The organism is Micromonospora marina, from assembly GCF_900091565.1.
Taxonomy (GTDB): domain Bacteria; phylum Actinomycetota; class Actinomycetes; order Mycobacteriales; family Micromonosporaceae; genus Micromonospora; species Micromonospora marina.
Genome location: NZ_FMCV01000012.1, coordinates 114,728 through 137,169 on the forward strand (window position 1 = coordinate 114,728; position 22,442 = coordinate 137,169).

Consider the following 22,442-nt stretch of genomic DNA (forward strand, 5'->3'; position numbering starts at 1 on the left):
TTACAACGTATGGTCTGCCTTACGACGTAAGGCAGCCGTTCCCCAGCGACGGCGCGTCGCACACCCCTAGGAGCCGCCATGCCACAGCTGATCCGCACCGCCCGCGCGACCGGGCTGTTCTACCTCGGGCTCGCCGTCAGCGCCGCCCTGGGGTTCCTCACCGCCCGGTCCATGATCTTCGACGCCGGCGACGCCGCCACGACGCTCGCCAACCTGGTGGCCCACGAGTCGCTGGCACGCGCCGGCATCGCCCTCGAACTGCTCGTCGTCCTCACCCAGACGCTCACCGCCGTCTGGTTCTACCGGCTGTTCCGCACGGTCGACGGCACCGCCGCGGGCAGCATCGCCGCCTTCGGGCTCGTCAACGCCGTCGCGATCCTCGGCAGCGCCGCCGTCCTCGCGACGGCGCTGCAGGTCGCGACCGACGGGCCGGCCGACGCCGGCACCATCCAGCTGCTCTACCTGGTCAGCGGAAACCTGTGGGAGGTGGGCGGGCTCTTCTTCGGGCTCTGGCTGGTGCCGATGGGCTGGTGCGTGCTCCGGTCGGGTTGGCTGCCCCGGCCGCTGGGCTGGGTCCTCGTCGCCGGTGGCGTCAGCTACGTCCTCATGACGTTCGTCGCGTACCTCGCCCCCGGCGCCGGGATCGCCGGCGACCTGCTGGTGGTCCCCGCGACAGTGGGCGAGTTGTGGATCCTCGGCTATCTGATCGTCTTCGGCGCGCGGAAGCACGCGGAGACGACCGCAGGCGCGCGGAAGCGCGAGGAGACGAGTGCGCCGCCGAGCGCCCGGGCGACGCTCAGACGAGGTCGTTGACGCAGCGCAGGACCGGGCGTCGGGTGAGCGCGTCCGCGTCGAGCGGGCCGGGCGCGTGCACGGTGAACGTCGCGCTCTCCCCCGGCAGCAGCGTCACCAGCGCCCGGTCCACCTGCGCCGCCGGCCACCGCGCGTCGCGGTCCTCGGCGAAGAACCACAGCGCGCGCTCCGCGACGGTGAGTGTCACGACGGCGGTCCGCTCCCCCGCCGGTACGGCGACCTCAGCGGTGACCCCGGCGACCGCGGCGCGTACGGTCGACGGCTCGTCGGCGGCCCGCTCGATCTCGGCGTGCGGCTCGACCCGGCCGGTGCCATCGGCCACCGTGACCACCGGCCGGACCGACGCGAACCGGGCGGTGGACCAGGCGTGCAGGCCCCGGGGAGTGTCGCCGGCGCCGCCGTCCCGGCGATCTCCGGCGGAGCGGCGGTCGCCGGAACCGTCAGTCACCACAGTCGGTGACACAAAGTGGCCGGCGCGGCGTGCAGTAGCGTCACCAGACGCCGGTGACCCGGCGGACGAGAGCGCCCGCGAGGGCCGGACACAGTGGAGGAACGCTGCGGTGAAGCGGCCGACCATCGCCGACGTCGCCCGGCGCGCCGGGGTCTCGAAGGGTGCGGTGTCGTACGCGCTCAACGGGCAGCCCGGGGTCTCCGACGCGACCCGCCGGCGGATCCTCGCCATCGCCGCCGAGATCGGGTTCCGTCCGAGCAGCGCCGCCCGCGCGCTGTCCGGCGCCACCGCCAAGGCGGTCGGCCTGGCGCTGTGCCGCCCCGCCCGGATACTCGGCATCGAGCCGTTCTTCATGGAGCTGATCAGCGGCGTCGAGGCCGAACTGTCGGCCCGGTCGTACGCGCTCACCCTCCAGGTGGTCAGCGACCAGGAGGCCGAGATCGCGGTCTACCGGCGGTGGTGGGCCGAACGCCGGGTCGACGGCGTGCTCGTCTGCGACCTGCGCACCGACGACCGGCGCGTGCCGGTGCTGGAGGAACTGCAACTGCCGGCGGTGGTGATCGGCGGGCCCGGGCACACCGGCGGCCTGGCGAGTGTCTGGGCCGACGACGCTGCGGCCCTGGTCGAGACCGTGGAATACCTGGTCGCGCTCGGTCACCGTCGCATCGCCCGGGTGGGCGGGTTGCCCTCGCTGCTGCACACCGAGATCCGCACCGAGGCGTTCACCGGCGTGTGCCGGCGGCTCGGGCTGGACGAGGCGACCACCGTGTGGTCCGACTACACCGGCGAGGAGGGCGCGCGCGCCACCCGCCGGCTGCTCAGTTCCGCCGGCCGCCCGACCGCGGTGATCTACGACAACGACGTGATGGCGATCGCCGGGCTCTCGGTGGCCCAGGAGATGGGCCTCACAGTGCCCGCCGACCTGTCCATCGTGGCCTGGGACGACTCACCGCTCTGCCGCCTGGTGCACCCGCCGCTGACCGCGCTGGGCCGGGACATCCCGGCGTACGGCGCGCATGCCGCCCGGCAACTCCTGGCCGTGATCGCGGGCGAGCCGGCCGCCGTCGTGCAGGACGAGACCGCGCACCTGACGCCACGCGGCAGCACCGCCCCACCTCGTACGACGAGCTACTGAACCGGTTCAGCTCACCGGGCGGTGGACGGGTACTCCTCGAACCACGCCTCGACCCGCTCGGCGGTCGCCGGGCGGGCCAACGCGAAGCCCTGACCGTACCGGCAGCCGGCCCGCCGCGCGCCGGCCACCTGCCCCTCCGACTCCAGCTCCTCGACCACCAGGTCCACGCCGAGCCGGTCGGCCAGGTTCGCCACCACGTCGATCAGCGGACGTCGTCCGTCCCCGCCCGGGCCGACCAGGTGCGGGCCCACCTTGAGCAGGTCGATCGGCAGCCGGCGGAGCTGCGCGAGCGAGGCGTGCTCGGCCCGGAAGTCGTCGAGCGCGATCCGCACACCGACCGACCGCAGACCGGACAGCCGGGCAACCACTGTGGACAGTTCCGCGCCCACCACCGGCTCGGCCACCTCCACCACCAGCCGTTCCGGCACCACGTCGTACGCAGCCAGCGCCGTCGCGGTACACGCCACGAAGTCCGGTGCGGCCAGCTCGCGCGGCGTCACGTTGACCGCCATCCACAGCTCGCGGCCGCCCTCCGACCACGCGGCGAGCTGACGGCAGGCCCGGTCCAGCACCCACCGCCCGATCTCGCCGGTCAGGTCGAGGTCGGCCGCCACCGGCAGCAGCTCGGCCGGGAGCACGGTGCCCAGCGCCGGGCTGCGCCAGCGCAGCAACGCCTCGGTGCCCACCGGCGTCCGGTCGGCGAGCGCCACCACCGGCTGGTAGACCAGGTCCAGCTCACCGCGCGCCACCGCGCCGGGCAGCTCCCGCTCCAGATCCAGGCGGCGGACCAGCTGCTCCTCCAGGTAGGCGTCGTACCACTCGACGCGGTCCCGGCCGAGCTGCACCGCCCGGCGGCGGGCCAGGTCCGCCTGCCGCAGCACGTCCTCCGGATCACCGCCGCCGGTCTCGGCCAGCCCGACGCTCACCCCGAGCCGGGCGACGCCTCCCGGCCGGGGGTACGGGTCGGTCAGCGCCGCCAGCAGCCGCAGGCCGAGCGCGTACGCGAGCACCGGTCCGAGATCGGTGAGGACGGCGTACTCGGAGTCGCCGAGCCGGGCGACCAGATCGCGCGTCTCGGAGCCCGCCCGCAGCCGGCGCGCGGCCTCGGCCAGCACCGGCCGCTCCGCCACGGCGCCGCCCACCCCGTGCAGGTCCACGACGAGCAGCGCGCCACCACTGCGCTCCGCCATCGCCCGGACCAGATCCGCGCGCGTCAGGCACACCGGCCCGGCCGACCGGGCGTCCGGTCCGAGCCGGCGCCGCAACCACGCCTCACGGGCCGCGAGCCGCTGCACGCGGCGGCGCTGGTCGGCGGCGGCGAGCAGCTCACCCACCATGATCGGCGGAATGACGGCCAGGCCCAGGGCCATCGCGCCGGTGCTGAACTCACCGGCCGTGCCCAGGTGGATTCCGGCGGCCAGCGCGGCGATCCCGGCCGGCGCGGTGAGGCGGGGCCAGGCGGCCGGCGCCGCGTCCCGGCCCGGCCGTTCACCGCCCGAGGTGCGCCGGGCGCCGGAGGCGGTGAGCAGCGCCCCGGCCACCAGCGGTGCAGAGACGAGCGGCAGCGCCCGGTCCGGCGCGTCGTACGCCAGCAGCACCACGAGCAGCGTCAGCCCGCCGAGCGTCAGCACGGTCCCGGCGTGGCAGCGCGCGGCGGCCGGCCGGCGGCGGCGTTCGGCGACGGCCGCCACGGCGAGCACGGCGAGCACCACCGCGCCGCCTGCCGCGACGACCCCGGCGACGCCCGGCACCGGGCCGTTCGGCAGCAGCATCCAGCCCGCGAAGACCAGGCTGACGCCGAGCGCCAGCACGTCGACGGTACGGCGCACCAGTTCCGGGCCGGACAGCCGCGACCGGCCCGGCAGGCGCAGCAGGCCCACCACGTGCAGCGGCCCGGTGAGGCACAGCCCGGCCAGCGCGATCGGCAGCCGGTGGGCGGGGTCGCTCAGCGGCAGCACCGCGACGGTGAGCCCGGCGACCAGGACGGCGCCGTCCAGGACGGCCGCGACCCGGCGGGACAGCGCTGCCCGGCGGGCCCGCCGCCCGGTCCTCGGGTCGAGCGCCGCCGCGTCGTGCGTGACGGTGAGATACAGCGCTCCGGCTGCCGGTGCGGGACGACCTGGCGACGCAGGACGGCCGGTCGACGCAGGGCGGTCCGTCGGCGCGCAGCGGTCCGTCGGCGCGGGACGGTCGGGCGGGGTGGCGCCGCCGGCGAGCCAGGCGAGCCGGACGCAGGCGAGAGCGAAGCCTCCGGCGACGGCGAGCGCGGCGGCGGAGGGGCCGGGCAGGACACCGGCGACGCCGGCCAGGAGAAAAGTCGCGCCGGTGAGCGACACGACGACATCGGGCAGGGCTGATCGCCGACGGGGATCGGCGGGAGGAGGGACGGGCACGGCGGTCGCCTTCGTGAGGGGGCACGGGGGCGGTGCGGTTGCGGTGCGCGGTACGACGTGCGGAGCCGGAGCGGGGCGGGAACGCATCGGCGGGGACCGCTGCGGCCACGCCTAGAAACGATTCCGGACGCGCCCGGTGACGTCACCGCACCAGTGACGTCCATCACATCAACATCTGGCGGCAGAGTGGCCAGGCGCAGAAGGGCGGGCGCGAAAGAGCGGGCACGGCGGGTGGCCTGACGGGGCGGTGCGGACGCCCGGGGGTGAGGTGGAGGGGACGGATGGGATCATCGGAGGGTGAGCCGCGCCGATACCGTCCGTTTCCGTCACAACCAGGCCATCCTGGTCGCCGCGATCGTCGCCTCCGTGGGCGCGCTGCCGCTGGCCTCCGCCCGCTGGTGGCTGCTCTGGGTGCTGCTCGTGCCGCTCGCCGTCGCGGTCTGGGCGTGGCGCGCCGGCACCGACGCCGATGCCCGGGAGCTGCGGCTGCGGGCGCTCGTCGGGCAGCGCCGGGTGCCGTGGAACCGGGTCGCCGAACTCGCCGGTGACCCCCGGGGCCGGGCGGTGGCCCGGCTCGACGACGGCGAGGTGGTGATGCTGCCGGCCGTACGCGCCACCGAACTGCCGAGGCTGATCGCCGTCACCGGGCAGGAGCTACCAGGCACCGGCAGCGATCAGTGAAGCCGCCGGCGGCCAGCAGCGCCACCGGCGATCAGTAGCCGTCGACCACCCGGTTCGTCAGCTCCGTCCCGGCGGCGTACCGGCGCAGCTGCTCGCCCACCAGGCGGTACGCGCGGGGCAGCAGCCCGCGTACCGAGCCGGCGACGTGTGGAGTGAGCAGCACGTTCGGCAGCTCCCACAGGGGATGGTCGGCGGGCAGCGGCTCCGGGTCGGTGACGTCCATCGCCGCGCGCAGGCGGCCCGAGGTCAGCTCGGCGACCAACGCCGGGGTACGGGCCACCGGCCCCCGGGCGGCGTTCACGAGCAGCGCGCCGTCGGGCATCGCGGCGAGGAAACGCTCGTCCACCAGGCCCCGGGTCTGCTCGGTCAGCGGCACCAGCAGCACCACCACATCCGCCTCCGGCAGCAGCGCGGGCAGCTCGTCCACCCCGTGCACGCCCTGGTCGGGGCGGGCCGTACGGGCCACGAGCGTGAAGCTCACCTCGAACGGGGCGAGCCGATCGCGGACCGCGGTGCCGATCGAGCCGGCGCCGACGATCAGCACCCGCTTGCCGGAGAGTTCGTCGGTGGGCGCCACCTCGTCGTACGCCCACTCGCGCCGCGCCTGCGCCCGGGCCAGCGGCGCGAACCCGCGCAGCGAGGCGAGGATCGCGGCGACCACCCATTCGGCGGTGGGCGAGTCGTGCACGCCCCGGGCGTCGCAGAGCGTCACGCCGTCGGGAATCCGTCCCACCCAGGCGTCCGCCCCGGCGGAGAGCAGTTGCACCACCTCGACGTCGGGCAGCTCGGCCAGGAGCGCTCCGGCGTCCGGGCCGGACAGGAACGGCGGCACCCAGAACCGCACCCCGGCCGGGGACGACGGGAGCCGCCGCGGGTCGTCCAGCAGCTCCACGGTGACGCCGGGCGGCAGCTCGCCGAGCAGCCGGCGGCCCTCGGAGTGCGGGATCCATGCCTTCACGACCGCCGACGATATCCGCCCCCGACCGGCGGCGCGGCGTGACCCGTGACGAACACCCCGCGAGGCATGTCGTGACGGCCCGGCGGGGTATAACCGAGGGCGGGACGCCGGTCGGGTGTTCCGCTTGCTGAGGGCGGTGGCGATGAGCGAGGACGGCCCGGGGCGAAGGTCCGTGCCGATTCCGGCACTCGCCGACCCGGACCGGTTGCGCTCACTCGACGAGACGCGGCTCGACGCCGTACCGGACGAGGCGTTCGACAGGTTCGCGCGGCTGGTCGGCGACCTGCTCGACGTACCCGTCGCGCTCGTCTCCCTGGTCGACGCCGACCGCCAGTTCTTCCCCGGCGCCACCGGGCTGCCGGAGCCGTGGGCGGCCCGCCGGGAGACGCCGCTGAGCCATTCGTTCTGCCATCACGTGGTCGACATCGAGATGCCGCTGGTGCTGCCCGACGCCCGCCTCTACCCCCGGGTACGCCTCAACCTGGCCATCGAGGACCTCGGCGTGGTCGCGTACGCGGGCATGCCGCTGACCGACCTCGACGGGCGGGTGCTCGGCTCGCTCTGCGCGATCGACAGCAAGCCCCGGGCCTGGACGAAGGAGCAGCTGCGTACGCTCGCCGACCTGGCCGCCGCGTGCTCCTCGGAACTGCGGCTGCGCATCGCGGTCCGGGTAGCCGAGCAGGCCCGCCGCCGCGCGGAGGAGGCGCACGACCGGCTCGCCATGCTGGCCGGGATGAGCGAGATGCTCGGCGGCACACTCGACGTGGCCACTGCGGTGGACCGGCTCGGGCACGCGATGGTGCCGCTGCTCGCCGACTGGTGCCTGATCACGCTCGTCGACCCGGCCGGCCGGCCGCGCACCGTCACCGGCGTACACCGGGACGCCGGGTGCGAGGCCGACCTGGCGCGCTTCGCCGGGCTGCTGACCACCGGGCTCAGCGCGGAGTCGCAGATCCGGTCGGTCCTGCGTACCGGCCGGCCGGTGGTGCGCGCCGAGGCCGGCCTGGACGACGTGGCGCGCGGCACCACGCACCCGGAGCTGGTGCCGCTCGCCGAACGGCTCGGCGTCGGGTCCCACCTGACCGTGCCGATCACCGCCGCCGGGGACCGGGTCATCGGAGCCGTCACGCTGGTCAACCGTCAGGGGCGGCGCGGTTTCGACGCCAGCGACCTGCGCACCGCGCAGGACATCGGGGTACGCGCCGGACAGGCGGTCGGCAACAGCCGCCTGTACGGCGAGCAGCGGCACGTCGCCGAGGTGCTCCAGCACAGCATGCTGCCGAGTCTGCCGGCCGTGCCGGGGATCGAGCTGGCCGCCCGCTACCTGCCGGCCGCCGACCGGGTGGAGGTGGGCGGCGACTGGTACGACGCCTTCGTCCAGCCCGACGGCGAGCTGATCGCCGCGATCGGCGACGTCGCGGGGCACGACATCGAGGCGGCGGCCACCATGGGCCAGTTGCGCAACCTGGTGCGGGGCAACGCCTACGGGCGGGACGATCCGGTGGAGGACCTGGTGGCCCACCTCGACCGGGCGATGGGCGGGCTGCGGGTACCCACCGTCGCCACCGCGGTACTGGCCCGGATCCGTCCGGCCGACGAGGGGCTGCGCGTCTCCTGGTGCAACGCGGGGCACCCGCCGCCGCTGCTGGTCCGCGCCGACGGCACGGTCTCGGTGGCGGGCGGTCGCGGGCCGCTGCTCGGCCTGGCCCGGCCGCCCCGGCGCACCGGCCGGACGCTGACCCTCGCCCCGGGCGACACGCTGCTGCTGCACACCGACGGGCTGATCGAGCGCCGGGACCAGCCGATCGACGAGGGGCAGGCCGACTTGATCACGCACCTCGGTGCCGGCGGGCCGGGCGTACCGCTGGATCTGCTCTGCGACCGGCTGCTCGCCGCCGCGCAGCAGTGGGAGGACGACGTCGCCCTGCTCGCGCTGCGGGCCGGCTGAACCGGCACTCCCCCGAACGGCCGGACGCGGACAGGTGTGCGTGTGACGTACCCGGTTCGCCGGTCCGCCCGGCTAGGCTGGGGCGGGTGAGCCCGCGTCTTGCGTACCCCCGTGTCCGCCGCCTCCGCACGGCGCTGGCGGCGTCCTGCGCGGCGCTGCTGCTCGGCACCGCCGGCTGCGCTCTCGGCGAGCCCGAGCCTGATCCGGCCGGCGCGCCGCCCAACCTGCCGACACCGTCGAGCACCGCGAGTGCCGGCGGGGCCGGCCAGCAGGTGGTGGCCACGGTGCTGGCCAAGGGGCTGGAGGTGCCGTGGGGCATCGCGTTCCTGCCCGACGGCGGTGCGCTGGTGACCGAGCGGGACAAGGGACGGATCCTCCAGGTCGGCCCGGAGTCCGGCCCGGACGGACTGGCCGTGCGTCCGGTGCAGACCGTGCCGGACGTGGTCGCCGGAGGCGAGGGCGGCCTGCTGGGCATCGCTGTCTCCCCCGCGTACGCCCGGGACCGCACGGTCTTCGTCTACTACACGGCCGAGGACGACAACCGGATCGCGAAGATGCAGCTCGGGCAGGCGCCGAAGCCGATCCTGACCGGCATCCCGAAGTCCGGCACGCACAACGGCGGCGGGTTGGGCTTCGGGCCGGACGGCCACCTCTACGCCAGCACCGGGGACGCCGGGCGCACCGAGAACGCACAGGACGCCGAGAGCCTCGGTGGCAAGATCCTCCGGATCACCCCGGACGGCAAGCCCGCGCCGGGCAACCCCACCGCCGGGTCGCCGGTGTGGTCGACCGGTCACCGCAACGTCCAGGGCTTCGCCTGGACGTCGGACCAGAAGATGTACGCGGTGGAGTTCGGTCAGAACACCTGGGACGAGATCAACCAGATCAACAAGGGCGGCAACTACGGCTGGCCCCGGGTCGAGGGGCGCGGCGACGACAAGCGCTACGTGAACCCGATCACGCAGTGGTCCACGGGTGACGCCTCCTGCTCCGGCCTGGCGGCGGCGGACCGCCTGCTGGTCGCCGCCTGCCTGCGCGGCCAGCGGCTCTGGCTGGTGGAGCTGGCCGGCAACGGTACCGTCCTCGGTCAGCCGCGCGACCTGCTCACCGGCCGGTACGGTCGGCTTCGCGCCGCCGCCGCGGCGCCGGACGGCTCGCTCTGGGTCAGCACCTCGAACCGGGACGGGCGGGGTACGCCCATCCCCGAGGATGACCGTATCCTGCGGCTGGTCTTCGCCGACGGGGGCGCTGGCCGAAGCTGATCCGGCCCGCCGGGTTTGCCAAGATCGCTCAAGGGGCAGGTCAGGATCTCACAATGGACGGTCACGAGAACGAACAGCACCGCGCCGGGGACGAGACGTCTTCGGAGCACGGGCGCGCCCGCCGCTTTCCGGCGTGGCGGCCGGGTCACAGGCTGCGCCGGCTCGGTGTCGTACTGGCTGTGTTCGCGGTTACGCTCGGCGGCATCCTGGTCGGCACGTACGCGGGCGGCCACGTCGGCACCGACATCGGCCCGTTCCGGGCCGAGCTGAGGCTCAGCCCGTCGCTCAGCGGCGGCACCACCGTCGACATCCCGCCGCTGGGCGCGCTGCTGCTGGACAGCCACGACGGCCCGGCGTACCTGACCGTCGAGGTCGGCTCGCTGGACCAGGGGCGCACCGAGGCGCTCATCGGCGATCCGGCCAGCATCAGCCGGGCCAGCCAGTCGGCGGTCCAGGACGTCCGCGACGGCGTGATGCGGCTCGGGCTGCGTACGCTCGCCTCGGTCGTGCTGGCCACCCTGCTGCTGGCCGCGCTCGTGTTCCGCGACGTCCGGCGTACCGCCTGGGCCGGCGGCCTGGCGCTGGTCGTGACCGCCGGCAGCCTCGGTGCCGCCGCGAGCACCCTGCGCCCGCAGGCGATCGAGGAGCCGCGGTACGAGGGCCTGCTGGTCAACGCGCCGGCGATCGTCGGTGACGCGCGGCGGATCGCCAACGACTACACCAAGTACGCCGAACAGCTCCAACGGCTGGTCGGCAACGTCAGCAAGCTCTACACCACCGTCTCCGCCCTGCCGGTGTTGCAGCCGTCGCCCGGCACCACCCGGGTGCTGCACGTGTCGGACATCCACCTCAACCCGACCGGCTGGCAGCTTATCCGTACCGTGGTCGAGCAGTTCGGCATCGACGTGGTGATCGACACCGGCGACATGACCGACTGGGGCAGCGAGCCGGAGGCGTCCTTCGTCGGCTCGATCGGCCTGCTCAAGAAGCCGTACGTGTTCATCCGCGGCAACCACGACTCGCCGCGCACCGCCGCGGCGGTAGCTCAGCAGCCGAACGCGATCGTGCTGAACAACTCGATCACGACGGTGGGAGGGCTGACCATCGCCGGCATCGGCGACCCCCGCTTCACCCCGGACAAGGAAACCTCACCGGCCGGCAGCGGCCTCACCTCGACCGTCGCCGACCAGGTGATCGGCGTCGGCGAGAAGCTCGCCGCCACGATCGAGAAGTCGCCGCGCAAGGTCGACATCGCGCTCGTCCACGACCCCGCCTCGGCCGGCCCGCTCTCGGGCGCCTGCCCGCTGGTGCTCTCCGGGCACACCCACAACCGGCAGGTGTCGAAGCTGCCGCAGGTCGAGGACGAGCAGCCGACCACGCTGATGGTGCAGGGTTCCACCGGCGGGGCCGGGCTGCGCGGCCTGGAGGGCGAGAAGCCGACCCCGCTGACCATGACGGTGCTCTACTTCGACGAGCAGAAGCTGCTCCAGGCGTACGACGACATCACGGTGGGCGGCACCGGGCAGTCGCAGGTCAACCTGGAACGGCACGTCATCCGCGACCCGGCCAAGGGCGACGAGGTGCCGGTCACCCCGACCCCGACGCGTGGACCCTCCGAGTCGCCGTCGCCGGGTACGACCACGCTGAGCCCCACCCCCACCAGCTGACCGTCCCGCTTCTGCCGCCTTCCGTGAGGCGGTCGGCCGCCACTCTGCCGCACCGGCAACCGGTCACTCCGCGTCACGAAGCCGTCCGGCACCGGGATACCTCGCCGGAGACTTTGCTCTGCACCCATCGGCGCGGCAGATACTGAGGGTCGCCGCGTGGATGGGTGCAGAGCGGCGACCCGTCCATCCCGCCCCAGCTCGGAGCGGCGCTGCGGGTATGGCTGCAGAGCAAAGGGGCCGAGGCGTGATCCCCGGTGCCGCCAGAGGTGGCTACTCTCCGCAACCGCGCCAGCCATGACTCTCCGTGAGGGGACCGCGGCCGCGCCGCCCGGATCGGCGCTGACGCGACCCGAGCCGGGAGTCGATCCGGGACCGCCGGCGGCAGGAGCACCTCCACCGCGAGGCCCCGGCCGCCCGCCCCCGCAACGGGACGCGGTCAGCGCAACGGGACGCGGTCAGCGCAACGGAGGCGCCTCAGCGCAGCGCGATCGCGGCCAGCGCGGCGTTGACGATGCTGCCGGGCAGCAGGTCGTGCAGCTCGTACAGGTCCCGGACGCTGCCGGACTGGCCGAACTCGTCCACGCCGAGCGGCACCGCCGGGGCGCCGACCGCCGAACCGAGCCAGGCCATCGCGTGCGAGGCCGCGTCGTGCACGGTGACCACCGGCACCCGGTCGGCGAACGCCGACCGCAGCGCGCCGGGCACGCTCGGCACGGTCGCGGTCCGCACGCCCTGGCGCAGCGTCCGCTGCCACGCCCGGTAGAGCCGGTCCAGGCTGGTCACATCGACCACGTGCGCGGCCACACCCTCCTCCGCCAGCTCCGCGGCGGCCGCGAGCACCTCCGGCAGCACCGCACCGGAGGCGGCGAGCTGCACGACCGGGGCATCAGCCAGATCGGGGTACGCCTGGTGCGCGTCGACGAGCCGGTACGCGCCGGCCACCACCTGCCGTCGCAGCACGGCGTCCCCGAGTCGCGCCCGGGCCGCCTCGAACGGCGCCTGGTCGATCGGCCGGGTGCTGAGCCGGAAGTAGTACGCCCCGTCCTCGGCCGGAGCGGCTGTGGCGGCCGGAGCGGAGCCACCGGCGATCTGCCCGAACGCGTCGCAGAGCAGCCAGTCGAGACTGCCGGCGTACGCGGGCTCCAGGAACGTCACCCCGGGCAGCTCCAAGCCGACCGAGGCGGTGATGGTGGACTGGTGGGCCCCGCCCTCGGGGGCCAGCGTGATGCCGGACGGGGTGCCGGCCACCACGAACCGGGAGCCGGAGTACGTGCCGTAGAGGAACGCGTCGAGTCCGCGCAGCACGAACGGGTCGTAGACGGTGCCCACCGGCAGCAGTGGCTGGCCGGACAGGTCCCACGACAGGCCGAGCTGGCCCAGCAGCAGGAACAGGTTCATCTCCGAGATGCCCAGCTCGATGTGCTGCCCGGCGGGGCTCTCGGTCCAGCGCAGCATCCGGTCCTCGGTCCAGGACCGCTGCTCGGTCGGGGCGAAGACACCAGTCTTGTTGATGAATCCGGCCAGGTTGGTCGAGGTGGCCACGTCCGGCGCGGTGGTCACCAGGTAGGGCGCCACCTGCGGATCGCGGGCCAGGTCGACGAGCACCCGGCCGAAGACCTCCTGGGTGGAGACCGGCTTGTTCGCGCGTACCCGCGTGGTCTCCGGAACGGTGACGCCCAGCGCCCGCTCGCGCGGCGGGCGGGACAGCGCCTCCCGGCGCTCGCCGGCCCGGATGCCGGCCGGGGACGCCGGGTCGAGGCGGTCCCACTCGGTCTCGGCGGTCAGGCCCTGCGCGGCGCGCAGCGCGTCGACCTGCTCGGTGGTCAGCAGCGCCGAGTGGTTGCGCGGGTTGCCGGCGATCGGCAGGCCCCAGCCCTTGACCGTGTACGCGAAGACGACGCTGGGCCGGTCGGTGACCGCGTCGCACTGGGCGTACGCGTCGAGCATCGCCTGTGCGTCGTGCCCGCCCAGGTCGGTGACGAGCGGGCCCAGCTCGTCGTCGCCGATGTCGGCGACGAACGCGGCCACCTCGGCCGACGCGCCGTCCAGGAACTGCTTGCGCAGCGCCGGGCCGGCCAGCCCGAACAGCGACTGGTACTGCTCGTTGGGCATCCGGTCGATCCAGTCGCGCAGCGTCTCACCACCCGGCCGGGCGTACGCCTCGGCCAGCTTGCGGCCGTACTTGACCTCCACGACGTGCCAGCCGGCCGCCTCGAACTGGCCACGCCACTGGTTGATCCGGATGCCGGGGACGACCCGGTCCAGCGACTGGCGGTTGAAGTCGACGAGCCACATCACGTTGCCGAGCCCAGTGGTGGCCGGGTCGGCGACCGCCTCCCAGATGTTGCCCTCGTCCAGCTCGGCGTCGCCGATGATGGCGACGAACCGGGAGTGCGGGCGCGGGCCGAAGTGCGCGTCGACGTAGCGGCGGGTGACGGCGGCGAACAGCGGCGCGGCGGCGCCCAGGCCGACCGAGCCGGTGGAGAAGTCCACCTCGTCCGGGTCCTTGGTGCGCGACGGGTACGACTGGAGCCCGCCGCGCGCCCGCAGCTTCGGCAGGTACGACTTGTCGAGGTTGCCCAGCAGGTACTGGATCGCGTGGAACACCGGCGAGGCGTGCGGCTTCACCGCGACGCGGTCCTCGGCGTCCAGGTGGTGGAACCAGAGTGCTGTCATCGCGGTCACCAGGGAGGCACTGGACGCCTGGTGGCCGCCGACCTTCACCCCGTCACCGGTGTCGCGGTCGTGGTTGGCCGCGTCGACGATGCGGGTGGCGAGCCAGAGCACCCGGCGCTGGATCTCGTCGAGGACGTCGAGGTCGTGCTGGTTCACGGTGACTCCATCCGGGCGTCGCCGTTGACGCCCTGTCCGGGAAGGGGGTGGCGAGGCGTTAGGAAGGGCCCCTTCCCATGCACCAGGCGTTAAGAAGGGGCCCTTCCTTACACGTCAGGCGCCGAGGCGGGCCAGGATCAGCTCGCGGACGGTCTTCGCGTCCGCCTGGCCGCGGGTGGTCTTCATGACCGCGCCGACGAGCGCGCCGGCCGCCGCGACCTTGCCGCTGCGGATCTTGTCGGCGACGTCCGGGTTGGCGGCGATCGCCTCGTCCACGGCGGCGGTGAGCGCGCCGGTGTCCGAGACGACCTCCAGGTTGCGGTTGGTCATGATCTCGGTCGGCGAGCCCTCGCCGGCCACCACGCCCTCCAGCACGGTACGGGCCAGCTTGTCGTTGAGCTTGCCGGCATCGACCAGGCCCTGCAGCTCGGCGACCTGGGCCGGGGTGGCGCCCACGTCGGCCAGCTCCACGCCGGTCTCGTTGGCGCGGCGGGACAGCTCACCCAGCCACCACTTGCGGGCGGCGGCCGGGGTGGCGCCGGCGGCGACAGTCGCCTCGATCAGCTCGACCGCGCCGGCGTTCACCACCGACTGCATGTCGAGGTCGGACAGGCCCCACTCCTGCTGGATCCGCTTGCGGCGCAGCCGCGGCAGCTCCGGCAGGGCGGCCTTCAGCTCGGCCACCCACGCGGTGTCCGGGGCCAGCGGCACCAGGTCCGGCTCCGGGAAGTACCGGTAGTCGGTGGCGGTCTCCTTGGACCGGCCCGACGTGGTGTCGCCGGTGTCCTCGTGGAAGTGCCGGGTCTCCTGCGTGATCCGGCCGCCGGCCTCCAGCACCGACGCCTGGCGCAGCATCTCCGAGCGCACCGCCCGCTCGACCGAGCGCAGCGAGTTGACGTTCTTGGTCTCGGTGCGGGTGCCCCACTCCTCGCCCGGCCGGTTCAGCGACGTGTTGACATCGCAGCGCAGCGACCCCTCCTCCATCCGCACGTCGGAGACGCCGAGCGAGCGGATCACGTCGCGCAGCTCGGTGACGTACGCGCGGGCGACCTCGGGCGCGAGCGCTCCGGTGCCGGGGATCGGCTTGGTGACGATCTCGACGAGCGGGATGCCGGCCCGGTTGTAGTCGACGAGCGACTCGGTGGCGCCGTGGATGCGGCCGGTGGCGCCGCCGACGTGCAGCGTCTTACCGGTGTCCTCCTCCAGGTGCACCCGTTCGATGCCGATGCGGACCAGCTCGCCGTTCACCTCGACGTCCAGGTAGCCGTCGAAGCACAGCGGCTCGTCGTACTGGCTGATCTGGAAGTTCTTCGGCATGTCCGGGTAGAAGTAGTTCTTCCGGGCGAACCGGCACCACTCGGCGATCGAGCAGTTCAGCGCCAGCCCGATCCGGATGGTCGCCTCGATGGCGGCCTTGTTCGCCACCGGCAGCGAACCGGGCAGGCCGAGGCAGACCGGACAGACCCGGGTGTTCGGCTCGCCGCCGAAGTCGGTCGGGCAGCCGCACCACATCTTGGTGTTCGTGCCCAGCTCGACGTGGGTCTCCAGGCCGATCACCGGTTCGAAGCGCGCGACGACCTCGTCGTACGCGGGCAGTGTCGTCGTCATCTGAGCTCCAGGCGCGATCCGGACAGAACCGTTCCAGCCTAATCGGCTGGCCCGGCCACCCCGCTGCCGGGCTTCGAGATCACCGCGCGGGGCGTGCCACGCCCGCATGGGAGAAGCAGCGCTGGGGTACGAGTCGACGATGACGAATGCGGGGGACGACTCGACGACACGGCGCGGCCGCGATGAACCAGCGATACCACCAGTACTACCACACAGCCGGCAGGTCGTGGTGGCCGTGGTCGCCGTCCTCGTCGTGGCGGTGACGCTCAGCGCGATCCAGTGGTACCTCTCCGATGACCCGAAGCCCGAGCGCTTCGGGGTTCTGCTGCGCGACCGCGTCCCCGGCGTCGTCGGCACGATCGTCGGACTCCTCCTCGCGCGCTGGCTGACCGGTTCCGGGCGGCGCTGGCAGAAGAACCGATGAGCCGAGGGCCGGTGACGACCGGCACCGTGCTGGTGGCCGGGGCGGTGGCTCTCGGCATGCCCGCGTTGGCGGCCGGGATGTGGGCGACCGGAGGCGAGCGCGACTACCAGGACGTGGTGGGCCTGTTCCTCGTCACGGCCGTGCCCGCACTCGTCGGTGCCGGTGCGGCGCTGCTGCTCGGGCGGCGCCTGGTGCCGCGGATGCGTCCCTCCTCCGCAAGCCCGGCCGCAGCCGTGCGGGACGCGCTGCGCGCGGGCCGCGCCACCGATCCGGCCGTGGACGCCGCCGCCCGCCGGGAGGCCCGCCGCTACCTGGCGGCGACGGAACGCTCCGCGACGACGGCCGGGCCCGGGACGGACGTCACTCGGGTGCCGTGAAGCGCCGCCGCCGGTTGTACGCCAGCACGAGCAGGATGCCGCCGACCGAGAAGGCCACGACGCTCAACAGCAGCAGTACGAGCGGTGAACCCGGTCCGGTGATCGGCAGCCACGCGCCGCCCACAGTCGACGGCGAGGCGGTCGGCTGAGGCGTCGCGGGGAGGCTGCTCTCCGACGGCGTGGCGGCCGGATCGCTCGGCGTCGGCGTGGCCGCCGGGGCGGTGGGAGTGGGCGTCGAGCCGGTCGGGGGCGCCGTCGGGGTGCCGGGGGTCCGGGCGGCGACGGTCAGCGAGACCTGCTTCGTGGCACTGGTGCTGTATCCCTTCGCCGCGACGGTGAAGGCGAACGTGCCGGCCTTGCTCGGGGTGCCGCTGAGCTTGCCCTCCTCGTCGAGGGTGAGACCGCCCGGCAGGGCACCGGCGGCCACGGCGAATGCGATGTCCGAGTCACCGTCGGCGGTGAAGCGGAAGGAGTAGGGCTTCCCGACGGTGGCGGCGGGCGGTTCACCGGAGGTGAAGGCGGTCGCTGCCACGGCGACGACGACGATGGCGTCCTGCTCGTCGAAGCGGTTTTTCTGGTCGGTCATCCGCAGCGTGAACGGGTACGTGCCCGGCGTGGTCGGCGCGCCCCCCAGCGACGTCCCCACCACGAGCATCCCCGGCGGCAGACTCCCCGACACCACCGACAACCGGTACGGCCCGGTACCACCTGCCGCCTCGACGGTGTGGATCGCGTACACCCGCCCGAGGTACATGACCGGCCGCGGCTTGCCCGACGTGATGGCGACCTTCTGTTCGCGTACCTCGATCGTCGCCGACTGCTCGTCGAAGAGGTCGTTCTGGTCGGTCATCCGCAGCGTGAACGGGTACGTGCCAGGGGTGGTCGGCGCGCCCCCCAGCGACGTCCCCACCACGAGCATCCCCGGCGGCAGACTCCCCGACACCACCGACAACCGGTACGGCCCGGTGCCGCCTGCCGCCTCGACGGTGTGGATCGCGTAGACCTGCCCGAGGTACATGACCGGCCGCGGCTTGCCCGAGGTGATGGTGACCGTCCCGGCGGCGGGTTGCGCGGCGGCGGGTTGCGCGGCTCCCAGCAGCAACGCCGCAACCATCGTCAGGGCCATGACCGGGCGAAGTGTCCCCATCGCACATCCAGGTCTCGGTCGGAACCGCTCGCGGCCGCCAGCGGGGCAGAATCCAGTCGATTCAGCAGACTCGGAGTCTATGCAACCAGCGCCAGTGATCCGGCACAATCCACTTGCCGGCGTGCGTCGTGTCGCCGCGACGACAGCCGCGCCCGGCGCGGTCGTGGTGACCGCACCGGGCGCGGGACGTCTTCCGGTACGGAGGCGGACGGCCCGCCTCCGTACCCCTGGGGTCAGAGCGTCGGCGGGGTGAGCGTGCCGACGGCGCCCTCCAGCGCGGCGGCGACCCGGTACATCCGGTCGTCGGCCAGGGTCGGCGCCATGATCTGGAAGCCGACCGGGAGCCCGTCGGACAGGCCGCACGGCACGGAGATGGCCGGGCCGCCGTACAGGTTCGCCGGGATGGTGAACAGGTCGGCCAGGTACATCTGGTACGGGTCGGCGGTGCGCGACCCGATCGGGAACGCCACGAACGGCGTGGTCGGCGAGATCAACGCGTCGACCTGCTCGAACGCGCTGGTGAAGTCCCGCGTGATCAGCGTGCGGACCTTCTGCGCCTGGCCGTAGTAGGCGTCGTAGTAGCCCGATGAGAGCGCGTACGTGCCGATCATGATGCGCCGCTTGACCTCGGGGCCGAAGCCGGCCTCGCGGGTCAGCGACATGACCTCCTCCAACGACCGGTTGCCGTCGTCGCCGACCCGCAGGCCGAACCGGACGCCGTCGAACCGGGCCAGGTTGGAGGAGCACTCGCTGGGCGCGATCAGGTAGTACGCCGGCAGCGCGTAGCTGAAGTGCGGGCAGGAGACCTCGACGATCTCCGCACCGAGCTTCGCCAGCGCCTCGGCGGCGTCCCGGAACGCGGCCATCACGCCCGGCTCCGCGCCCTCACCGGTGAACTCGGTGACCACGCCGAGCTTGACGCCGGTCAGGTCGCCGGTGGCGCCGAGCCGCGCCGCGGCCACCACGTCCGGCACCGGGACCGGGATCGAGGTGGAGTCGCGCGGGTCGTGCCCGCCGATCACCTGGTGCAGCAACGCGGCGTCGAGCACGGTACGCGCGCACGGGCCGGGTGTGTCCAGCGACGAGGAGAACGCGACCAGGCCGTAGCGGGAGGTGCCGCCATAGGTGGGCTTCGCGCCGACCGTGCCGGTGACCGCACCGGGCTGGCGGATCGAGCCGCCGGTGTCCGAGCCGATCGACAGCGGCGCCTCGTACGCGGCCAGCGCCGCCGCGCTGCCGCCGCCGGAGCCGCCCGGGATCCGGTCGGTGTCCCACGGGTTTCGGGTCGGCCCGTACGCCGAGTATTCGGTGGAGGAGCCCATCGCGAACTCGTCCATGTTGGTCTTGCCGAGCATCACCGTGCCGGCGTCGCGCAGCCGCTCGACGATCGTCGAGTCGTACGGCGGGCGCCAGCCCTCCAGGATCTTCGAACCGACAGTGGTCGGCACGCCCTTCGTGGTCAGGACGTCCTTCACCGCGACCGGCACACCGGCGAGCGGGCCCAGTTCCGCACCGGCGGCGCGGCGCTCGTCCACGGCACGCGCGGCCGCCAGGGCCCCCTCGGTGTCGACGTGCAGGAACGCGTGCACCCGGTCGTCGACGTCGCCGATGCGGTCCAGGTGGGCCCGGGTGACCTCGACCGCGGAGGTCTCGCCGCTCGCCACCAGTCCGGCGATCTCGACGGCACTGAGCCTGGTCAGGTCGCTCATGCCGGCACTCCGCTTCGCTCCGTGCCGTCACGACCGACAGCCACGCTGAGCCTGATGATTCGCTCGCTGCGCTCGCTCATGAGGCCACATCCTCGTCCAGGATCCGCGGTACGCGGAACCGCTGTTCCTCGGCGTCGGGGGCGCCCGACAGCGCCTCCTGCGGGGTCAGGCCGGGCCGCACCACGTCCTCGCGGAGCACGTTCGTCAGCGGCACGGAGTGGGACGTCGGCGGGATGTCCGCCGCGGCGACCTCGCCGACCTGCGCGACCGACTGGAGGATCACACCCAGCTGGCCGGCGAAGGTGTCCAGTTCCTCCTCCGTGACGGCGAGCCGCGACAGTCGCGCGAGGTGCGCGACCTCCTCGCGGGAGATGGCGGCCATCAGTGCCCCCTTCGTGGCTGTCCTGAGACGTCTGCGGTGGGCCGGCCGCGCGTACGGGCGTGCTCGACGACGCGCGGTGACCGGAGCGAGTCTATTGTCCCGCCGTCACGACGACGCCTTCGACTCCCCCTCCGGCGCCGGACCGCTGCGGCTCCCCGCCTCCGCCGGGCGCACCGGACGGTAGCGGGACAGCCACGCCACCAGGTCCTCGGCGGGCATCGGCCGGGCGTGGAACCAGCCCTGCGCCACGTCGCACCCGGCGGCGTGCAGCATCCGCCAGGTGCGCTCGTCCTCCACCCCCTCGGCCACCACCCGCAGCCCGAGCGCACCGGCCAGCTCGATCGTCGAGCGGACGATCGCCGCGTCGTCCGGGTCGTCGGCCATCCCGAGGACGAACGACCGGTCCACCTTCACCTCGGACAGCGGGAGCCGGCGCAGGTGCTGCAGCGACGAGTAGCCGGTGCCGAAGTCGTCGAGCGCGATGCCGACGCCGATCCGGTGCAACTGGGTGATGCTGGCGAGCACCCGCCGCGGGTCGGCCATCAGCGCGCCCTCGGTGATCTCCACCTGGAGGCGCTCCGGCGGCACGCCGTACCGGTTCAGCCGGTCGGCGATCTGGTCGGCGATCTCACCGGTGTGCAGGTCACGGACGCTGACGTTGAGCGCGGCCCGCAGCGTGAGCCCGGCCGCCGACCACTTGGCGAGCTGCTCCACCACGTCGTCCACCACCCGCCGGGTGAGCAGCCGCATCACCGCGCTCTGCTCGGCGACCTGGATCAGCTCGCCCGGGTCGACCATGCCCCGGCGCGGATGCCGCCAGCGCAGCAGCGCCTCGACGCCCACCACCTCGCCGGTCGCGATGGCGATCTGCGGCTGGTAGTACATGGTGATCTCGCCCGGGTGCCCGGCCTGCTCGTCCGGCTCGGCCGTCGTACTCCCGTCGGCGGTCGGCCCGACGACCCCCGGCGCGCCGGTGCTCACGGCGGCCTCCGCGTCGTGCCCGGTGTCGGCCTCGCGGCCGGTGCCGGCGTCCGGCACCGGCTCCCCGCCACCGACGACGAGCGGTGCCGCCACCGGGGCGGCGGCACCGCCCCGGGCGGCGTGGCGGCGGATCGGGTCGGCGCCGGTGAGGATCCGTTCGATCAGGTCGTCGTCGTGCCGCTCCTCGACGCGCTCGCGGCGACGCCGCAGCCACCGGTTCGGCCGGTCGCCGGACCGCCGTCCGCCGTCGCGCGCCGGACGCTGGTTGCGGGCCGGGCGGTCGGCCCGGACCGGCAGCGCCGCCTCCAGCGCGGCGCCGTCACCCCCGCGTACGCCGATCGTCTCCCCGCCCTGCGCGGACGGGCCGGATTCCAGCACCCGGCGCAGGTCGGCCAGCAGGCTCAGCCGCTCGGCCGAGTTGTGGTCGGACTCCGGCGCGTAGACCGCCACCGTGTCGTTGCGGTGCTTCGCGTCGTACATGGCCACGTCGGCGTGGCGCATCAGGGTGGCGAAGTCCTCGCCGTGGTCGGGGTAGAGCGCGATGCCGATGGCACCGCCCACGTCCAGCGGCAGCCCGTCCAGCGGCACCGGCTCGGCGAGCGCGGCGACCACCCGGTCGGCCCGCTCGCGGGCCTGGTCGATGTCGGTGAGCCGGGGTACGACGATGGCGAACTCGTCGCCGCCGAGCCGCGCCACCATGTCACCGGCGCCCACGGCGCCCATCAGCCGGGCGCTCACCTCGACCAGCAGGCGGTCCCCCACCGCGTGGCCGAGCGCGTCGTTGACGTGCTTGAACCGGTCGAGGTCGAGCAGCAGCAGCGCCAGGTGAGCGTCCGGCGCGCCCCGGGCGGCCCGGTCGCCGTGCAGGTGCACCTGCTCGGCCACCTCGGTCAGCAGCGCCTTGCGGTTGGGCAGCCCGGTGAGTGGGTCCACGTCGGCGAGCTGTTCCCGTTCGGCGGAGAGCCGGGCCATCCGGTAGACCGCGAACAGCGGCACCAGCACCAGCGGGATCAGCGCCGCGCTGGCCCGGGCGGCGGCCACCAGCACCGGCGCGAGCAGCAGCAGCGAACCGGTGGCGAGCAGTTCGTAGGCCAGGCCGCTGCGGACACTCGGCCACCACCTGTCGCCGAAGCGCAACCGGACCGCGGAGCTGACCAGCCCGTAGTTGACCACGAACCAGGCGAGCGTCGCGCCGCCCACCGCCGCCACGTCGGTCCAGTGCAGACGGCCGCCGCCGAACAGCTCACCCGGGCCGAGCCGGGTGACCGCGTACGCGGCGGCGAGCGCCCACGCGTACTGCGCGACGTTGAAGCCGGTGCGCCAGGGGGCGTACCCGAGCCGCCAGCCGCTGACCGCGACCGCCACGGCCTGCACGGCGACGGCCGGGCCGAAGCCCCAGCCGAGCAGGATGGCGAAGGTGAAGCAGGTCGACGGGAACACCGCCGACGTCTGCCGCCGGCCGGGTGGGACGAACGGGCGGGCGTCGCAGGCGACGGCGAGCGCCGCCATGGTCCAGAACGCGGCCGGCAGTTCGCTCCACCGATCGGCGAGCGCGACGAGCGGGCCGGCCGAGACCACCAGGGCGACCACGCCGATCGCGCCGACGAAGCCGAAGAACGGCCCGTTCCGCCCGGGCGGGACGGAGTTGCGCGGGTCGCCGGTCTCCATCGCACC

At 74.0% G+C, this 22,442-nt stretch carries 17 protein-coding genes; 8 read left to right on the plus strand and 9 right to left on the minus strand.

Annotation, left to right across the window (positions count from 1 at the left end; genetic code table 11):
• Window positions 1-78 precede the first annotated feature (78 nt).
• Window positions 79-813, plus strand: a complete 735-nt coding sequence (locus GA0070215_RS16075) for a DUF4386 domain-containing protein (RefSeq protein WP_091046887.1) — start codon at window positions 79-81, stop codon at window positions 811-813.
• Here the strand turns inward: GA0070215_RS16075 and GA0070215_RS29115 are convergent.
• Window positions 797-1,261 carry a hypothetical protein gene (locus tag GA0070215_RS29115; RefSeq protein ID WP_244167020.1) on the minus strand — a complete coding sequence of 155 codons (465 nt, stop codon included), beginning with the start codon at window positions 1,259-1,261 and terminating at the stop codon, window positions 797-799. The genes GA0070215_RS16075 and GA0070215_RS29115 overlap by 17 nt on opposite strands.
• A 112-nt stretch (window positions 1,262-1,373) precedes the next feature.
• Between GA0070215_RS29115 and GA0070215_RS16085 the strand changes: the two genes are divergently transcribed.
• On the plus strand, window positions 1,374-2,399 hold the full coding sequence (locus GA0070215_RS16085) for a LacI family DNA-binding transcriptional regulator (RefSeq protein ID WP_091046890.1): 1,026 nt from the start codon (window positions 1,374-1,376) through the stop codon (window positions 2,397-2,399).
• Window positions 2,400-2,410: 11 nt separating this feature from the next.
• Here GA0070215_RS16085 and GA0070215_RS16090 read toward each other — a convergent pair whose 3' ends face one another.
• Entirely contained in the window at window positions 2,411-4,735 is a 2,325-nt protein-coding gene (locus GA0070215_RS16090; RefSeq protein ID WP_091046894.1) for a bifunctional diguanylate cyclase/phosphodiesterase, read from the minus strand.
• 354 nt (window positions 4,736-5,089) lie between these two features.
• Between GA0070215_RS16090 and GA0070215_RS16095 the strand changes: the two genes are divergently transcribed.
• Window positions 5,090-5,473 carry a PH domain-containing protein gene (locus tag GA0070215_RS16095; RefSeq protein ID WP_018786246.1) on the plus strand — a complete coding sequence of 128 codons (384 nt, stop codon included), beginning with the start codon at window positions 5,090-5,092 and terminating at the stop codon, window positions 5,471-5,473.
• A gap of 31 nt (window positions 5,474-5,504) precedes the next feature.
• On the opposite strand, the gene GA0070215_RS16100 is transcribed toward GA0070215_RS16095, so the two are convergent.
• Window positions 5,505-6,431, minus strand: a complete 927-nt coding sequence (locus tag GA0070215_RS16100) for a 2-hydroxyacid dehydrogenase (RefSeq protein ID WP_018786245.1) — start codon at window positions 6,429-6,431, stop codon at window positions 5,505-5,507.
• A 142-nt stretch (window positions 6,432-6,573) separates the two neighbouring features.
• Between GA0070215_RS16100 and GA0070215_RS16105 the strand changes: the two genes are divergently transcribed.
• The 3 genes from GA0070215_RS16105 to GA0070215_RS16115 all read left to right on the plus strand — a co-directional run bounded on the left by GA0070215_RS16105 (window position 6,574) and on the right by GA0070215_RS16115 (window position 11,308).
• Window positions 6,574-8,379, plus strand: a complete 1,806-nt coding sequence (locus GA0070215_RS16105) for a SpoIIE family protein phosphatase (RefSeq protein WP_091047002.1) — start codon at window positions 6,574-6,576, stop codon at window positions 8,377-8,379.
• Between the two features lie 86 nt (window positions 8,380-8,465).
• The gene (locus GA0070215_RS16110; RefSeq protein WP_091046897.1) at window positions 8,466-9,641 is read left to right on the plus strand and encodes a PQQ-dependent sugar dehydrogenase; all 1,176 of its coding nucleotides are present in this window, start codon (window positions 8,466-8,468) and stop codon (window positions 9,639-9,641) included.
• Between the two features lie 53 nt (window positions 9,642-9,694).
• A complete protein-coding gene (locus GA0070215_RS16115) occupies window positions 9,695-11,308 on the plus strand; it encodes a metallophosphoesterase family protein (protein ID WP_091046901.1) in 1,614 nt (537 codons plus the stop codon).
• Window positions 11,309-11,782: 474 nt separating this feature from the next.
• On the opposite strand, the gene GA0070215_RS16120 is transcribed toward GA0070215_RS16115, so the two are convergent.
• Window positions 11,783-14,140: a transketolase-like TK C-terminal-containing protein gene (locus tag GA0070215_RS16120; protein ID WP_018786241.1), complete on the minus strand. Its 2,358-nt coding sequence runs from the start codon at window positions 14,138-14,140 to the stop codon at window positions 11,783-11,785.
• 114 nt (window positions 14,141-14,254) lie between these two features.
• Window positions 14,255-15,748: an Asp-tRNA(Asn)/Glu-tRNA(Gln) amidotransferase subunit GatB gene (gene gatB, locus GA0070215_RS16125; protein ID WP_018786240.1), complete on the minus strand. Its 1,494-nt coding sequence runs from the start codon at window positions 15,746-15,748 to the stop codon at window positions 14,255-14,257.
• Window positions 15,749-15,974: 226 nt separating this feature from the next.
• Between gatB and GA0070215_RS16130 the strand changes: the two genes are divergently transcribed.
• Together GA0070215_RS16130 and GA0070215_RS16135 are read left to right on the plus strand one after the other, a co-directional pair.
• Entirely contained in the window at window positions 15,975-16,172 is a 198-nt protein-coding gene (locus GA0070215_RS16130) for a hypothetical protein (RefSeq protein WP_091046905.1), read from the plus strand.
• Window positions 16,169-16,549: a hypothetical protein gene (locus GA0070215_RS16135; protein ID WP_141708204.1), complete on the plus strand. Its 381-nt coding sequence runs from the start codon at window positions 16,169-16,171 to the stop codon at window positions 16,547-16,549. The genes GA0070215_RS16130 and GA0070215_RS16135 overlap by 4 nt, the downstream gene beginning before the upstream one ends.
• Here GA0070215_RS16135 and GA0070215_RS16140 read toward each other — a convergent pair.
• The 4 genes from GA0070215_RS16140 to GA0070215_RS16155 form a co-directional block, all read right to left on the minus strand.
• Entirely contained in the window at window positions 16,533-17,675 is a 1,143-nt protein-coding gene (locus tag GA0070215_RS16140; RefSeq protein WP_244167021.1) for a putative Ig domain-containing protein, read from the minus strand. The two genes, GA0070215_RS16135 and GA0070215_RS16140, sit on opposite strands and share 17 nt — an antisense overlap.
• 254 nt (window positions 17,676-17,929) lie before the next feature.
• Window positions 17,930-19,405, minus strand: coding sequence for an Asp-tRNA(Asn)/Glu-tRNA(Gln) amidotransferase subunit GatA (gatA, locus tag GA0070215_RS16145; RefSeq protein WP_018786238.1), 1,476 nt, complete (start codon window positions 19,403-19,405; stop codon window positions 17,930-17,932).
• A gap of 76 nt (window positions 19,406-19,481) precedes the next feature.
• On the minus strand, window positions 19,482-19,787 hold the full coding sequence (gatC, locus tag GA0070215_RS16150; protein ID WP_018786237.1) for an Asp-tRNA(Asn)/Glu-tRNA(Gln) amidotransferase subunit GatC: 306 nt from the start codon (window positions 19,785-19,787) through the stop codon (window positions 19,482-19,484).
• 105 nt (window positions 19,788-19,892) lie between these two features.
• The gene (locus GA0070215_RS16155) at window positions 19,893-22,436 is read right to left on the minus strand and encodes a putative bifunctional diguanylate cyclase/phosphodiesterase (protein ID WP_018786236.1); all 2,544 of its coding nucleotides are present in this window, start codon (window positions 22,434-22,436) and stop codon (window positions 19,893-19,895) included.
• Window positions 22,437-22,442 lie beyond the last annotated feature (6 nt).

Coding starts and splice junctions, on each gene's coding strand:
- GA0070215_RS16140 (WP_244167021.1), bottom strand. CDS start 17,675: ATGGCCCTGACGATGGTTGCGGCGTTGCTGCTGGGAGCCGCGCAACCC.
- GA0070215_RS16075 (WP_091046887.1), top strand. CDS start 79: ATGCCACAGCTGATCCGCACCGCCCGCGCGACCGGGCTGTTCTACCTC.
- GA0070215_RS16155 (WP_018786236.1), bottom strand. CDS start 22,436: ATGGAGACCGGCGACCCGCGCAACTCCGTCCCGCCCGGGCGGAACGGG.
- GA0070215_RS16135 (WP_141708204.1), top strand. CDS start 16,169: ATGAGCCGAGGGCCGGTGACGACCGGCACCGTGCTGGTGGCCGGGGCG.
- gatB (WP_018786240.1), bottom strand. CDS start 15,748: ATGACGACGACACTGCCCGCGTACGACGAGGTCGTCGCGCGCTTCGAA.
- GA0070215_RS16105 (WP_091047002.1), top strand. CDS start 6,574: ATGAGCGAGGACGGCCCGGGGCGAAGGTCCGTGCCGATTCCGGCACTC.
- gatC (WP_018786237.1), bottom strand. CDS start 19,787: ATGGCCGCCATCTCCCGCGAGGAGGTCGCGCACCTCGCGCGACTGTCG.
- GA0070215_RS16115 (WP_091046901.1), top strand. CDS start 9,695: ATGGACGGTCACGAGAACGAACAGCACCGCGCCGGGGACGAGACGTCT.
- gatA (WP_018786238.1), bottom strand. CDS start 19,405: ATGAGCGACCTGACCAGGCTCAGTGCCGTCGAGATCGCCGGACTGGTG.